At 66.5% G+C, this 13,902-nt stretch carries 12 protein-coding genes, 1 tRNA gene and 1 pseudogene; 7 read left to right on the top strand and 7 right to left on the bottom strand.

Annotated features, from left to right (window positions below; genetic code table 11):
* The first annotated feature begins 30 nt into the window (after positions 1-30).
* Together F9C12_RS23680 and F9C12_RS23675 are read left to right on the top strand one after the other, a co-directional pair.
* A complete protein-coding gene (locus tag F9C12_RS23680) occupies positions 31-201 on the top strand; it encodes a DLW-39 family protein (RefSeq protein ID WP_020663676.1) in 171 nt (56 codons plus the stop codon).
* A 30-nt stretch (positions 202-231) separates the two neighbouring features.
* Positions 232-307, top strand: a tRNA-Ala gene (locus F9C12_RS23675).
* A gap of 250 nt (positions 308-557) precedes the next feature.
* Here the strand turns inward: F9C12_RS23675 and F9C12_RS23670 are convergent.
* On the bottom strand, positions 558-926 hold the full coding sequence (locus F9C12_RS23670; protein WP_409461884.1) for a hypothetical protein: 369 nt from the start codon (positions 924-926) through the stop codon (positions 558-560).
* Positions 927-1,992: 1,066 nt separating this feature from the next.
* On the opposite strand from F9C12_RS23670, the gene F9C12_RS23665 reads away from it, so the two are divergent.
* Positions 1,993-2,319: a hypothetical protein gene (locus F9C12_RS23665; RefSeq protein WP_409461883.1), complete on the top strand. Its 327-nt coding sequence runs from the start codon at positions 1,993-1,995 to the stop codon at positions 2,317-2,319.
* A 420-nt stretch (positions 2,320-2,739) separates the two neighbouring features.
* Here the strand turns inward: F9C12_RS23665 and F9C12_RS23660 are convergent, their stop codons facing one another.
* Positions 2,740-3,222 carry a MarR family winged helix-turn-helix transcriptional regulator gene (locus F9C12_RS23660; protein ID WP_409461882.1) on the bottom strand — a complete coding sequence of 161 codons (483 nt, stop codon included), beginning with the start codon at positions 3,220-3,222 and terminating at the stop codon, positions 2,740-2,742.
* Between F9C12_RS23660 and F9C12_RS23655 the strand changes: the two genes are divergently transcribed.
* Both F9C12_RS23655 and F9C12_RS23650 read left to right on the top strand, forming a co-directional pair.
* Positions 3,221-4,120, top strand: a complete 900-nt coding sequence (locus tag F9C12_RS23655; protein ID WP_409467058.1) for an LLM class flavin-dependent oxidoreductase — start codon at positions 3,221-3,223, stop codon at positions 4,118-4,120. The genes F9C12_RS23660 and F9C12_RS23655 overlap by 2 nt on opposite strands.
* A 128-nt stretch (positions 4,121-4,248) precedes the next feature.
* Positions 4,249-4,785: pseudogene (locus F9C12_RS23650) on the top strand (GntR family transcriptional regulator); the annotation flags it as partial.
* A gap of 1 nt (position 4,786) precedes the next feature.
* On the opposite strand, the gene F9C12_RS23645 reads toward F9C12_RS23650, so the two are convergent.
* Positions 4,787-5,410, bottom strand: coding sequence for a TetR/AcrR family transcriptional regulator (locus F9C12_RS23645; protein WP_409461881.1), 624 nt, complete (start codon positions 5,408-5,410; stop codon positions 4,787-4,789).
* Between the two features lie 88 nt (positions 5,411-5,498).
* Between F9C12_RS23645 and F9C12_RS23640 the strand changes: the two genes are divergently transcribed.
* Positions 5,499-7,553 (top strand): HelD family protein, encoded by a 2,055-nt coding sequence (locus F9C12_RS23640; RefSeq protein WP_409461880.1) that lies wholly within the window; start codon positions 5,499-5,501, stop codon positions 7,551-7,553.
* Here F9C12_RS23640 and F9C12_RS23635 read toward each other — a convergent pair.
* Together F9C12_RS23635 and F9C12_RS23630 are read right to left on the bottom strand one after the other, a co-directional pair.
* Positions 7,535-8,734 (bottom strand): glycosyltransferase 87 family protein, encoded by a 1,200-nt coding sequence (locus tag F9C12_RS23635; protein WP_409461879.1) that lies wholly within the window; start codon positions 8,732-8,734, stop codon positions 7,535-7,537. The genes F9C12_RS23640 and F9C12_RS23635 overlap by 19 nt on opposite strands.
* Before the next feature lie 22 nt (positions 8,735-8,756).
* Positions 8,757-9,575 (bottom strand): helix-turn-helix domain-containing protein, encoded by an 819-nt coding sequence (locus F9C12_RS23630; protein ID WP_409461878.1) that lies wholly within the window; start codon positions 9,573-9,575, stop codon positions 8,757-8,759.
* 97 nt (positions 9,576-9,672) lie between these two features.
* Here F9C12_RS23630 and F9C12_RS23625 point away from each other — a divergent pair, with 97 nt between their 5' ends.
* On the top strand, positions 9,673-11,073 hold the full coding sequence (locus F9C12_RS23625; protein ID WP_409461877.1) for an amidase: 1,401 nt from the start codon (positions 9,673-9,675) through the stop codon (positions 11,071-11,073).
* Here F9C12_RS23625 and F9C12_RS23620 read toward each other — a convergent pair.
* Together F9C12_RS23620 and F9C12_RS23615 are read right to left on the bottom strand one after the other, a co-directional pair.
* Complete coding sequence (locus F9C12_RS23620; RefSeq protein ID WP_409184032.1) at positions 11,070-13,448, bottom strand: ATP-binding cassette domain-containing protein; 2,379 nt, start codon at positions 13,446-13,448, stop codon at positions 11,070-11,072. The genes F9C12_RS23625 and F9C12_RS23620 overlap by 4 nt on opposite strands.
* 42 nt (positions 13,449-13,490) lie before the next feature.
* A complete protein-coding gene (locus tag F9C12_RS23615; RefSeq protein WP_409184031.1) occupies positions 13,491-13,901 on the bottom strand; it encodes a VOC family protein in 411 nt (136 codons plus the stop codon).
* Position 13,902 lies beyond the last annotated feature (1 nt).

Below are 13,902 nucleotides of genomic sequence, written 5' to 3'. Positions count from 1 at the left end.
GTAGCGCAAGCACTCAGAAGGGGGCTTCAGGTGAAGAAGCTGTTGGCACTCGCGGTCGTCGCGGGCGGCGTCCTGTTCGTCGTCAAGCGGAACAAGGCGGCCAAGGCCGAGGCTGACCTGTGGCGCGAAGCCACCACGCCTGCCGCCCCGTCGGCGAACGGCAGCGCGCCGGCCAAGGCCGCGGACGCCTCGCGCAACTGACGTCATGCTTCGCGGACCCCGGTCCGCACCGGGCCTGTAGCTCAATTGGTAGAGCACCGCCTTTGCAAGGCGGGGGTCAGGGGTTCGATTCCCCTCAGGTCCACCATCTTGACCAGGACATTCGGTTCTTGGGCATCATGGCCAAGCCGCTAGTTCGTCGTACGCCACCACGACGGTATCCGCGTTGTCCAAGAACGCGCGCGATAACTGGGGAGCCAACTGCCTCTGGCTGAACTGGCGTTAGCCGTTCTCACTTAGTCGGGGAGTGCCAACTGCGAGCGGGCCCCGAGCGGCCCGCTCGCAGTTGTCCAAAGGCTAGTTGGGTCGAACTTCTCGTACCGCCACTGCCCGAAATCTCAGTTGCCGTGCGGCTTCCGTACCATCACCAGCACGAGCGCTAGAACGAGCATCGCTCCGATTCCACCCGCGATGATTAACCAGGCGGCCGCAGAGGCGAACGCAAGGATCCCCGCGACGGCGATACCGGGTACGGCGGAACCGAGCAGGACCGGCACCGTCAAGCCAAGATGCCTGCCGAATTTCCCATCGTCCAGCGCCTCGGCAGACGCCCGTGCGTATGCAACCGTACCGTTCGCGTCCTTGCTGAAGCCGGCCTCTGCGCTGAGTCGCAGGGGGATTCGCTCGCCTTCATGCGGGACGGCGTGTTGCCCGCGGTCGGTTGGGAGCTGCTCCAGCTCCGTCTTGCGCACTACCTCTTCAGCCACAGGCGTTTGCCTTTCTCAGTCTCGGTGAGCGTGGCCGGGCATTCTTTGCCCGGACACGGGATGGAACTTGGTGCAGCGTGAGGGCCTCGTGGCAGCCGACCCGAGCTTCCGAAGATCGAGGCTACCAGTCATGTGGGTGATGTGATGGTCTTGCCCTTATGTATGACGTGTTTCGTCAGGTCAAGCGGCGTATCAAGCGCGTCGGTTGCGCGAATGCGGTCAGCCTTCAAGTTTTCTGCCCCGTCTCATCTCTGCAGTCGCAACGACTGCCGCATGCTCAGAGTGCCCAGCAGTGGAGATTGCGGGCTACCCGATCGTGCCATGCAGTGCGGGCAAGTCTCAAACCGGGTTCTCCACGTGCCGAAAACAATTTCCGACTGCTGTAGATGTCAACGTTGTCGCCGTTCGTAGATACCTCTACCTGCTAAGACGCGCCAGCTCTGGCCGACCGGAAGTGGACTAGACCACGTCCGATAAGCTACCGATCAGTACATTCGGTTGATCAATAACGGCCATTTTTGACACAATTTGTCAACAAATTGTCAATAGATACTTGTAATCAACCACTACTCACTGTCACCCTTTCAGGGCATCTTCGAGGGCTTGCCCGAGGTGCCCAGGCATGCTGCCTGCATCAGCTGGGCCTCATGTGAGCAGTGGAAGACAGGGCTTTACCATGGGACAGTCGAACGTGGAGTTCTGCGTCTCATATACAGCTCTTGCATGTATCTTGGGTTGACAACTCAGTGTCAGGGAACGCAAGATGACTGGCAGATCTTGCGAGCGGGAAGCCTGCTAGAACGCCCCAGCAGAGCCAGCGGGGAGTGCAGGTGGTAATGGAAGAGTAACCGTGGGTAGCTGTAGTTGAGGAGAACTATGAGCGTTCGCGGCCTCGGCGAGAGGAGTCTGCGGCGCGCTGCGGCAAGCTGCGCCCGAGCGAGGGCTGGCGCAACATGCTGCAAAAACAGTCGCTTATGCGGCGACAATTCCGCCTGTCGGGATCGAGGGAATTCCCGGTAAGGCGATGACGGTTCGCTCCTGTTTGACTGGGGGTCGATTCCGCGGAATGAAGGGTGACAACGTGATGGCTGGAACGGTCGACGAAGATGTTCAAGAAGAGACCTTGAGGTCGAAGGCTGGGCCAGGTAAGCAGCCGCCAGAGGGCAAGAGTGGCGGTGGCGGCGGCCTTGAGCGGGTGACGGTCAACCTGGCACCTCGCGCTTCTCGCGCACTGGAGAGGGCGGTCAATATTACCGGCGACTCCAAGACCGACACAATTAACAGGGCTCTCCAGGTGTACGCATACTTGGAGGAAGTTTGGGCAAAAGACGGTCAAGTGCTCGTTCGCAATAGCCCTGATGATGACGAAGTTACTATTTTGAAATTCTTCTAGTACAATGCTTATACCTGATGCAATTCCTTGCATGCCGCTTAATGCTTGGTTTTCGACGGTGTGTTCATTAGGCTTAGTGCGCCCGAGATTTCAGTGCGGCAGTCAGCGGAAAACTTGGTAATGCAATAAGGATGTGAGCTCCAGTTCGCTATGGGCCAGTTTCGCCACCTTGATCCATGTTGCTCAAGATGACTCAAGCTGCTCACCTTCGCAGCGCTGGCACCCCCAGGGGGCAGGTACGCGCCGCGCAGCAAATCTGCCAACTGAACTAGCGTCAAGGGTCATCCGGCGTGGCGCCTCTGTGGGGGAGGTATGCCACGAGATGAGCTGTCAATGTGAAGTGGGCGGCCAGCCGCGAAAGGTCGCCCACTTCAATTTTTGCCCCGGATTTCGTGAGGTCGTTCGGCTCTACCCCCGGCTTCAGTTGGCTGAGGGCAATTCGGAGCGCAACCGATGTTGCAGTTCGATCAGGGTCTGCCGGGCCAATTCGAGGCGCTCGAGGTCAAGGCCATCGGTGGTCCGGAGGGCCAGATCGTCGTACGCCGCTTGCATCCGGTGCAATGCGGCGCGGCCGTCCGGGGTGACTTCGAGCAGTTTGGCGCGTTGATGCGCGGGGTTCGGGCGGTAGCGGGCCAGGTCGTCGTCGACCAGCAGATCGGCGACGCGTTGGACGCTCTGCCTGGTGTGGCCCAGCTGGGAGGCGATCGCCGCGACCGGCGCTGGTTCCTCGTCGACCGCGGCCAGCACCTGGTACCGCGCCACGCTCAACCCCGTGGGGCGGGCGATGCCGTTGCCGACCGCTTCCAGGACGTCGGAGAGCCGGATGACCTCGTCCATCAGGTCGTTGTAGGCGGCACAGGCCTTCTTGACAGCATGCTGTCGTATCGCTAACTTGTCGGACATGACAGCATGCTGTCATTCAACGCCGGGTCTGGCAACAGGTCGAGAGGATCATCTGGTGCGAATTGGCATAGGGCTTCCGAATCAAGTGCGCGACGTGTCTCCGACGGTCGTGCCGCGGTGGGCGGCGCGGGCGGAGGAGGCGGGCTTTTCCTCCTTGGCGACGATCGGCAGGTACGCGTATCCGGGAGTGAGCGACACGGTCGCGCTGGCCGCCGCGGCTGGGGCGACGGAGCGGATCGGGCTGCTCAGCGGTGTTTTGCTCGCGCCGACGTGGCCGGCTGCGTTGCTGGCGAAGGAAATCGCGAGCATTGACGGGGTTTCCGGACATCGGCTGACGTTCGGGGTCGGGGTGGGGCTGCGAGAAGAGGAGTTCACCGTGCCCGGGCTCGGCGCGCGTGGCCGGGGCGCGCGATTCGATGCCGACCTGGAAACGTACCGCGAAGTGTGGGGCGGCAAACCTCGCGGGGAAAACGCGGCGGTGCCAAGGGGGACGCGGCAGGTGCCGATGTTGTTCGGCGGCTATACCGAGCAGGCGTTGCAGCGAATGGTCCGGTGGGGCACCGGATATATCGCCGGTTCGGGATCGGTGGCGACGACCGCGCCTCGATTCGAAGCGGCGAAACGCGCTTGGAACGAGGGCGGCCGGGAGGGGGCGCCGCGGCTGGTTTCGTTGGCGTACTTCGTTTTGGGAGACGTCGAGGCCGGGGTGGCGAATGTTCGGGACTTTTACCGGTTGGCACCGAAGGAAGTCGCGGACAGTGTGGTGCCTTGTGTTTCTCCGGAGATGGTTCGGAAGTCCATCGCGGAATTCGGTGAGTTGGGCGTGGATGAGCTGATCTTCGTTCCGGTGACTGATGATCTGGATGAAGTCGCTCGGCTGGCGGATGTCGTTGGCTGATGCCGGATGGTCCGGACGACAGGGCGGGCCAGAACCTAGTTAGCGAGTAGGCCAGGCCTTGTCAGGTCTGGCTCTTTCTCGTCGTTGGCATCGGGGCCAAGATGAGGTGCATGGCCGAACCCGTCCAGCCCGACAGCATCCAGCGCAGCTCCCAGAGCAGACTGACGCGCGCGGCTCGGGCAGAGAACCAGGCCGCGTTTCTCGCGGACGCCGCCGCCAGTGGATTCGTTCCCTCCGCGTCGGTGGAAGTCCGGTTCGAGCAGGCAGATGCCCGGGTGGCCCAGCATCTGGCGATTGAGGAAGGCACCGAGGTCACGGTGCGGGATCGGGTCCTGCTAGCGGACGGCCGGCCGGTGCAGCTTTCCGTGTCGCGTCTCTCGCGCGAGCTAACGCGCGGCACTGCCATCGAGAACGTCGATACCGGACCCGGCGGAACCTACGCACGGCTCGAAGAGGCTGGCCATCCGCTTGGATCGTTCGTCGAGCAGGTCGGTGCGCGGATGCCGACGGCGGAAGAAGCCGCGCTTCTACAGCTCTCCGCGGAAACGCCCGTCCTGACGGTGACCCGGATTGCCTGCGGCGCGGACAGTTCTCCGCTGGAGATCAACGACATGGTCTTAGCAGCTGACCGTTACCAGCTGTCTTACTCCTGGCCCGCGGACTGAATCACAGCACCGAAGACAGACCCTCCCGCAGCATCCGATAAGCCGCCTTCGCCCGCGCTACCGCGTCCGGATACGTCTCGTCGGCGCTTCGCCCCCCATGGATCTCCCGGGCGTTGTGAAATCCCAAGATCCGCTGCGCCCCGAAGACCTGCGAAGCCGCCAGCCGGGCGGTGAACTCGTCCCTCACCCCGCACGACGCCTGCAGTTCGTCCACCAAGTCCTGTTCCTTCTCCAACAGGTACGTGGCCAGCCGGGCCAGGAGGGCTGGCGTTGAGTACAGCAGCGTGTGGCACGTGATCGCGTCCGCGGAGTCGTTCAGGCCGGTCAGCGGGTCGCGTTCGGCCAGGCGGTTCAGGAAAGATTCCTCCAGCGCGGACAGCGCCGACATCCCGGCCGGGCGGGTGCGGACGATCTCCGCGGGGCCGTTGTCGTCCATGAACTGGTGGATGACCAGGTCTTCCTTCGTCGGGAAGTACGCGAACAGCGTCGGCTTCGAGATCTCGGCCGCTGCGGCGATGTCGGCTACCGAGACCCCGTCGAAGCCGGATTCCCGGAACAGGCGGAGTGCCGCGGAGGCGATCGTTTCCCTCGTGCGGCGGCGTTTGCGCTCGCGCAGTCCTGACACGGGCGTCAGCCTAACCCGAACCCGAACCCGGATAATAACTTGACTGAGTTGTATATTTAACTCAGGCAAGAAATCAGGGGGGCGGGAAGTGGAACCAGAGATCCGGGCGGAGCGCGAGTATCTCCAGGCCTGTCGCGCGGAGCTGGACCGCATGCGGGCGGAGATCAAGAACGCGATCGCGACGGGGATGGGCGAGGGCGACGCGGTCGACGACAAGTACTTCAACCACGTCCTCAGGCAGTTTCGCATCGAGATCGCCGAGGAGCTAGCGGATATCGACGACGCGCCGCTCTTCTTCGGCCGGCTCGACTACCCGCCGGGCGAGGTCTACGAAGCCGCTCGCGGGTCGCATACTCGATCGCCCGAGCAGGACCTGGTTTACCTGGGGCGCAGAGGAATTCGGGACGACGACGGCGAACCGCTGGTGATCGATTGGCGGGCGCCGCTCGCCAGGGCGTTTTACGAAGCCGATCACGATCATCCGATGGGGGTTCGCGTCCGGCGGCGGTACGGGTTCGACCAGGCCGGCGTGCTCAGCGCGTACGAGGACGAGCCGCTCGATCGGCCGGGTTCCTCGGCGAATCGGCTGCTCACCGCGGAGATCGAGCGGCCGCGGCAGGGGCCGATGCGCGACATCGTCGCCACGATTCAGCCGGACCAGATGCGGCTCGTGCGCGCGCCGGTCGACCGGACGATCTGCGTTCAGGGCGCGCCGGGGACCGGCAAGACCGCGGTGGGTCTGCATCGGCTGGCGTATTTGCTCTACACCGAGCGGGTGCGGCTGCAGAAGGCCGGCGGGGTCGCGGTGATCGGGCCGAACCGGGCGTTTCTCACCTATATCGCGGGCGTGCTTCCGGCGCTCGGCGAGGTGGCGGTTTCCCAAGCCACGATTGACGAATTGACCGGGGCGGGCCGCTCGGCCGGGTACGTCGACGAGCCGCGGACCGCGCGGATCAAGGGCGACGTGCGGATGGCGGAGGTCGTCCGGAGGCAGCTCTGGGCGCGGATTCAGCCGGTCGACCGGACGCTCGAAGTGAAGTACCAGCACCGCACCTGGCGGCTGTATCCCGAGGACATCGCCGAGGAACTCACCGAAATCCTCAGCCGCGGCGCGGACTACAGCGCCGGGCGGGAATTGCTGGCCCAGCGGCTCGCGCATCGGATCCTGCGGGAGATGGAGCGGTCCGGCGGTACGAGCGCGACCCTTCCTCAGCTTCGCCGCAACGCCGCGATCAACAAGGCGGTCCGGGACATGTGGCCGGCGGTCGAACCAGCACCGCTCGTCTACGACCTGCTTACCGATAAAGCAACTCTCGCGGAAGCGGCCGACGGAATCCTCACTGCCGAGGAGCAGGAAGCGCTGCTTCGGCCGCGGCCGCGCAGCTGGAAGGCGATGACCTGGTCCACGCTCGACCTGGCGTTGCTGGACGAGGTCGCGGCGCTGATCGAACGTCCGGCGAAGCTCGGGCACGTCGTGGTGGACGAGGCGCAGGACCTCAGCCCGATGCATTTGCGGGCGATCGCGCGCCGGTTGGCTGGTGCGTGCACGGTTCTCGGCGACGTCGCGCAGGCGACCAGTCCGTCCGCGGTCCGCGATTGGGCCACCGTGCTCACTCACCTGGGCCGGCCAGGCGGGCGGATCGAAGAACTCACCCACGGCTACCGCGTTCCGGCGGATGTTCTCGATTTCGCGGCTCGGCTGCTTCCGCACATCGCTCCGGAGCTGCGCAGTCCCACGTCGTTCCGGCATTCCGCGGATGCCTTGCAGCTGACCGAAACGGACGAGCCGGTCGCCGCCGCGGTCGATGCTTGCGAGAAGGCGTTGAAGCAGGAGGGGTCGATCGGGCTGCTGGCCGCGGACACGGAGGTCGCCGAGTTGGGCCGGGCGCTTGCCGAGCGCGGGCTGGACTACACAGTGCTCGGCAGCGAGGGCACGGCCCGGATCACGTTGGCACCAGTGAGTTTGGCGAAGGGGCTGGAGTACGACACGGTTCTGGTGGTCGAACCGGCGCACATCGTCGCGGCGGAAGAGCGTGGGCTGCAACGGTTGTACGTCGCGCTCACCCGAGCGGTCAGCACGCTGCACGTACTCCACTCCGAAAAACTGCCGGAACCGTTGCTGGCTCAGACCGCGGCGGTTTGACGGCGCGTCGCGTAGCACTGCCAGCCGAGAAAGCCCAGCGCCAGCAGCAAATAACTGTTGCCGACCAGATGCTCGACCGGTCCCCAGGACAACTCCAGGTACCCGTTCTTGGGCAGCCAGGAATGCGGTGCGAGGACGAAAATCGCCGCCACGGCAACCAATCCGGCGACCGCGATCCGGGTGTGTGCGCGAGCGGCGAACAGCACGATCGCGGGCACGATCCACACCCAGTGGTGCGACCACGAAATCGGCGAGCACACCAGGATCGCCGCGGTGTTGAGCAGGAACGCCATCGGCGGGTCGGCGCGCAGCATCGCGGGGATGGTCAGCGCGAGCGCGGCCAAGGTCAGTACCGCGACCAGGATCAACGTCGGCGTATCCGGAAGTCCGAAGCGGTGCACCGCGCCCTGGATGGTCTGGTTGGTCGCGAAAATCGACCCGCTCATCCCGGACGCACCGGTCAGCCCGCCGCCGAACCAGTACTTCGTCGACGCTTCCGGCGCGATCACGAATCCGGCCACCCCAGCCAGCACGAAGGTGACCACGGTCGTCACGGCCGCGCGGAAGTCCTTTTTCAGCAGGAAGAACAGCAGGAATCCGGCCGGGGTGATCTTCATGGCGGCGGCCAGGCCCAGCAGGACGCCGCGGGGCAGCCGGGTGCGGGGGCCGAGGCAGTCGAGCACCACGAGCGCCATCAGCAGCAGGTTGATTTGCCCGAACCACAACGTTTCGCGAACTGGTTCGAAAGCCAGCGACCCAGCTCCGATCAGCAGCGCGGCCAGCAACGCAGTCCGTCGCTGGGCATGCGGCCGCACCACGAAGTAGACAGTCCCGCAGAGCGCGGTCAGCGAAACGGCGAGCATCACCATCGCGCCCAACGGCAACGGCAGCGCGGCGAAGATCAGGAACACGACGGCCGCGAACGGCGGGTAGATGAAGGGCAGGATCAGCCCGGCGCGGGTCGGCGGGAGCGGGCCGTAGACGTCGTCGCCCTGGGCCAGCGCCCGCGCGCCGGACCGGTAGATCTCGAGGTCGAGCGGCCACATCGTGCAGACGAGCCACAGGATCACCGCTGCCGCCGCGACCGACGCGAGGACCAGCGCGAACACCGCCGGTCGGCGGGCGCCGGCGTCGTCTAGCCACCGGCGCAGCGCGACAGCGGGGGGCCGGAGGGAAGTCACTCCGCGATCATGCCTACTGCGATCACCCGTTCGCGCAGCGGGGGCGAGACCAGGCGACCTCGTCGACCGCGAGCCAGGGCGCGTTCGCGGCGGCGGAGGGGGTGACTCCGGCGAAGGCTTTGACCTCGTGGTGCAGGTGGGACTGGTCGACATATCCGCTTTCCGCGGCCACCGACGCCGGGCTTTCCCCCGCGGCGAGCCGGTGCACCGCGTGGTCGAACCGGACCAGCTGCGCGGCGCGTTTCGGGCTGAGCCCGAGCTGGCCGCGGAACCGGGACCACAGCCGTTTCCGGCTCCACCCGGTCTCGTCGGCCAGCTGCTCGATCCGCACCTGACCGCGGTGCGCGTCCATCCGCCGCCAGGCGAAGGCGACTTCCGGGTCGACCGTCCGGCCAGCCTCGAACCGTTTGCCCAGCGCGGCTTCTACCAGCGCGAACCGGTCGTTCCAGGAACTGAGCGCGCGCAGCCGCTCGGGAAGTTCGGTCGGCCAGACGTCCTCTAGAGACACGACCTCGCCGCTCAGGTCCGTCCCGAGCACCGCGTGCGCGACCTCGGGCGAGAGCCGGATCTGCACGCATTCGATGCCCTGCCCGCGCACGCGCATTCCCTGCGGCGCGAGCCCGGCGACAACGTTGCCGCGCGCCACGTCGTTGACCAGCAGCCGCTCGCGGAGGTTGAGAAACAGGGTGACCGCCGGGTACGGGACCACCGTCAAATCGACCAGATCCACGGTGTCCCCGACGAACCCGGCCATCTGCACGCCGGGCAACCGACTCGGCCGGGAAGGCACGGCAATGCCCCACACCGCAGCCCCGTCGCGAGCCCATTCGGCTGGTCGCATGCCGCCAGCGTAGCCACATTCGGGGCCGCGACATTTCTCCAAGACCGGCGGCCGCGGTCCCGACCAGGCTGAACGGGTACCGGAAAGGGGATCCGTGATGATCAATTCCGCAGTAGAACTCGCCGCCGCGATCCGCGCGAAGGAGGTGAGCCCGGTCGAGGTCGCTGACTGCTGCCTCGACCGCATCGCCGAGCTGGATCCGAAGCTCAACGCCTTCTGTTTCCGCGCCGACGATGAGGTCCGGGCCGCCGCGAAAGCCGCCGCGGACGCCGTGGTGCGGTCCAGGCCGGAGGACCTGCCGCCGTTCCACGGGGTACCGCTGCCGATCAAGGACCTCGTCCACGTCGCGGGCTGGCCGACCACCTACGGCTCGCTGGCCACCGACCGCGCTCCGCAACCGAAGTCGGACCCGATCGTGCGGCGGTTCACCGACGCGGGCTTCCTTCCGCTCGGCAAGACCACGACGTCGGAGTTCGGCGCGGTGCCGTTCACCGAAAGCGAGGCGCAGGGCATTTCGCGCAATCCGTGGGACCCGGACCGCACGCCCGGCGGTTCGTCCAGCGGCGCGGGGATCGCCGTCAGCGCGGGAATGGCCCCGATCGCGCACGCGGAGGACGGCGGCGGATCGATCCGCATGCCGGCGTCGTGCACCGGTCTCGTCGGGCTGAAGCCGACCCGCGGGCTGGTCACGAACGCCGTGGTGGAGGTCGAGGGCTTCGCGACCAGCGGGGTCGTCAGCCGGACGCTGGCCGACACCGCCGCTGCGCTGGACGTGCTCGCGAAGCACGACCCGGGCGCGTGGTGGTCGCAGCCGACGCCCACGCGGTCGCTCGCCGGCGCACTGGCCGCGAAACCACCCGCTGGCCTGCGGATCGGCGTCCTCACGACCTCGTTGATCGACGGCATCCCCGTCGACCCGGCTTGCCTGGCCGCGGTCGGCAAAACGCTTCGTGCGCTCGAAGAGGCCGGACACCGGATTGTCGATAAACCGCTTCCGCTGCCGACGTCGGAAGAACTGATCTCGACGTTCCTGAAGGTCTGGCACGTCGCCAGCGCGGGCATCCCGGTGGTCGACCCGGACCGCGTCGAACCGCACAACCGGGCACAGCGCGAAGCCGCGAAGTCGGTCGATTCCTGGACGTACGCGGAGAGCGTGCACCAGACCCAGGTGCTCTCGCGCCGCATCGTCGAGGCCTTCACCGACAGCTTCGACCTGCTGGTCACGCCGACCATGGCCTGCCTGCCGCCGAAGATCGGCGCGTGGCGAGAGAGCGGGAATCCGGTGCTGGCCGCGTATCCGATGGGCGTCTTCACGTCGCTGTTCAACGTGACCGGCCAGCCCGCGATCTCCCTTCCGCTGCACCACGACGAGGTCAGCGGCCTGCCGGTCGGCGTCCAGCTCGTGGCCGCGCCCTGGCGGGAGGACCTGCTGGTGCAGGTCTCCCGCACCCTGGAGCAGGCGCTGCCCTGGCTCGACCGGCGGCCGCCGCTGCGCTAGCCGACGTAGGCGGCCAGGTGCTTCCCGGTCAGCGTCCGCTTCTTCTTCACCAGCTCGGCGGGCGTCCCCTCGAAGACCACCTGGCCGCCGTCGTGCCCGGCGCCGGGGCCGAGGTCGATGATCCAGTCGGCGTGCGCCATCACGGCCTGGTGGTGCTCGATGACGATCACCGACTTGCCCGAGTCGACCAGGTGGTCCAGCAGCCCGAGCAGCTGTTCCACGTCGGCGAGGTGCAGGCCGGTGGTCGGCTCGTCGAGGATGTACACGCCGCCGTTCGACCCCATGTGCGTGGCCAGCTTCAGCCGCTGCCGCTCGCCGCCGGACAGCGTGGTCAGCGGCTGGCCGAGGGTCAGGTAGCCGAGCCCGACCTGCTCCATCCGCTCGAGAATCCGGTGCGCGGCCGGGGTTTTCGCGTCGCCCTCGGCGAAGAACGCGGTGGCCTGGGCGACCGACATCGCGAGCACCTCGCTGATGTCGCGCCCGCCGAACCGGTACTCCAGCACCGAGGCGTCGAACCGCTTGCCCTCGCAGACCTCGCAGGTGGTGGCCACCCCGGCCATCATCCCGAGGTCGGTGTAGATGACGCCGTTGCCGTTGCAGTTCGGGCACGCGCCCTCGGAGTTGGCGCTGAACAGCGCGGGCTTGACGTTGTTGGCCTTGGCGAAGGCCTTGCGGATCGGTTCGAGCAGCCCGGTGTAGGTCGCCGGGTTGCTCCGCCGCGAACCGCGGATCGGGGCCTGGTCCACCGAAACCACGTCGTCGGATTCCCGGATGGACCCGTGGATCAGCGAACTCTTGCCCGACCCGGCGACGCCGGTGATCACGCACAGCACACCGAGCGGGATGTCGACGTCCACGTCCTGCAGGTTGTGCGTGTTCGCGCCGCGGATTTCCAGCACGCCCGTGCGCTCCCGCACCGACGGCTTGAGCGCGGCACGGTCGTCCAAATGCTTGCCGGTCAACGTCTTGCTCGCGCGCAGACCGTCCACAGTGCCCTCGAAACACACCGTGCCGCCGTTGGTGCCCGCGCCCGGCCCGAGGTCGACCACGTGGTCGGCGATCGCGATCGCCTCCGGTTTGTGCTCCACGACCAGGACGGTGTTTCCCTTGTCCCGCAACCGGAGCAGCAGGTCGTTCATCCGCTGGATGTCGTGCGGGTGCAAGCCGATGGTGGGTTCGTCGAAGACATACGTGACATCGGTGAGCGACGATCCGAGGTGTCGCACCATCTTCACGCGCTGCGCCTCGCCGCCGGACAGCGTGCCCGCCGGCCGGTCGAGCGACAGGTAGCCGAGCCCGATCTCCACGAACGATTCGAGCGTCTCGTGCAGCGACTTCAGCAGCGGTGCCACCGACGGATCGGACAGCTTCCCGACCCATTCGGCGAGATCGCTGATCTGCATCGCGCACACGTCGGCGATGCTCATCCCGTCTATTTTGGACGAACGGGCCAGCTCGCTGAGCCGAGTCCCGTCGCATTCCGGGCACGTCGCGAAGGTGACCGCGCGGTCCACGAACGCGCGGATGTGCGGCTGCATCGCCTCGACGTCCTTGGACAGATACGACTTCTGGATCCTCGGCACCAGACCCTCGTAGGTCATGTTGATGCCTTCGATCTTCATCCGCGTCGGTTCCTTGTACAGGAAGTCCTGCAGCTCGCGCTTCGTGTACTTGCGGATCGGCTTGTCCGGGTCGATCAGTCCGGATCCGGTGTAGAGCCGGTAGTTCCAGCCGCCCGGGGTGTAGCCGGGAATGGTCAGCGCGCCCTCGGCGAGCGATTTCGAATCGTCGTACAGCTGCGAAAGGTCGATGTCGTTGATCGAACCGCGGCCCTCGCAGCGCGGGCACATGCCGCCGGTGACGCTGAAGCTGCGCCGCTCCTTGACCTGCTTCCCGGCGCGCTGCACGGTGACCGCGCCCGCGCCGCTGATCGACGCGACGTTGAACGAGAACGCCTGCGACGACCCGATGTGCGGCGTGCCGAGCCTGCTGAACAGGATCCGCAGCATCGCGTTGGCGTCGGTGGCGGTGCCGACCGTCGAACGCGGATCGGCCCCCATCCGCTGCTGGTCGACGATGATCGCGGTGGTCAGCCCGTCGAGCACGTCGACCTCGGGCCGGGCCAGCGTCGGCATGAAACCCTGCACGAAACTGCTGTAGGTCTCGTTGATCAGCCGCTGCGATTCGGCCGCGATCGTGCTGAACACCAGCGAGCTCTTGCCCGAGCCGGACACCCCGGTGAACACCGTCAGCCGGCGCTTCGGGAGTTCGACGCTGACGTCCTTGAGGTTGTTCACGCGGGCGCCCTGCACGCGGATCAGGTCGTGGCTGTCCGCGGCGTGCTCCCGCGTGGGCTTCCCCTTGGCCTTGGTCATCGTCTCTCCCTTGTCTTCCCCAGAGGTCCGGCTCGGACTTCTTCAGCTCGCTTGCTGGATGCGGATCAGGTTCCCGGCCGGGTCGCGGAACGAGCAGTCGCGAACGCCGTACGGCTGGTCGGTGGGCTCCTGCACGACCTCGGCGTCGCTGGCCTGCAACCGGTTGAAGGTCGCGTCGACGTCCTTGGTCGCCAGGTTGAGCGCGGCGTAGGTGCCCTTGGCCATCATCTCGGTGATCATCCGGCGCTCGTCGTCGGTGAGGCCGGGGAACGCGGCGACCGGCTGCAGCACGAGCGAGGTGTCCGGCTGTCCGGGCGGGCCGACGGTGATCCAGGCCAGGTCGCCGTACTTCACGTTGTTGCGCACCTCGAAGCCGAGGATGTCGCGGTAGAAGGTCAGCGTCGCTTCCGGATCGGTGTGCGGGAGGAAGCTCGCGTGAATGGTCAGGTCCATG

Source organism: Amycolatopsis sp. GA6-003 (assembly GCF_046267895.1).
GTDB lineage: Bacteria > Actinomycetota > Actinomycetes > Mycobacteriales > Pseudonocardiaceae > Amycolatopsis.
Note: the sequence above shows the minus strand (reverse complement) of the source record. Positions and strands in the feature narration are given on the sequence as shown.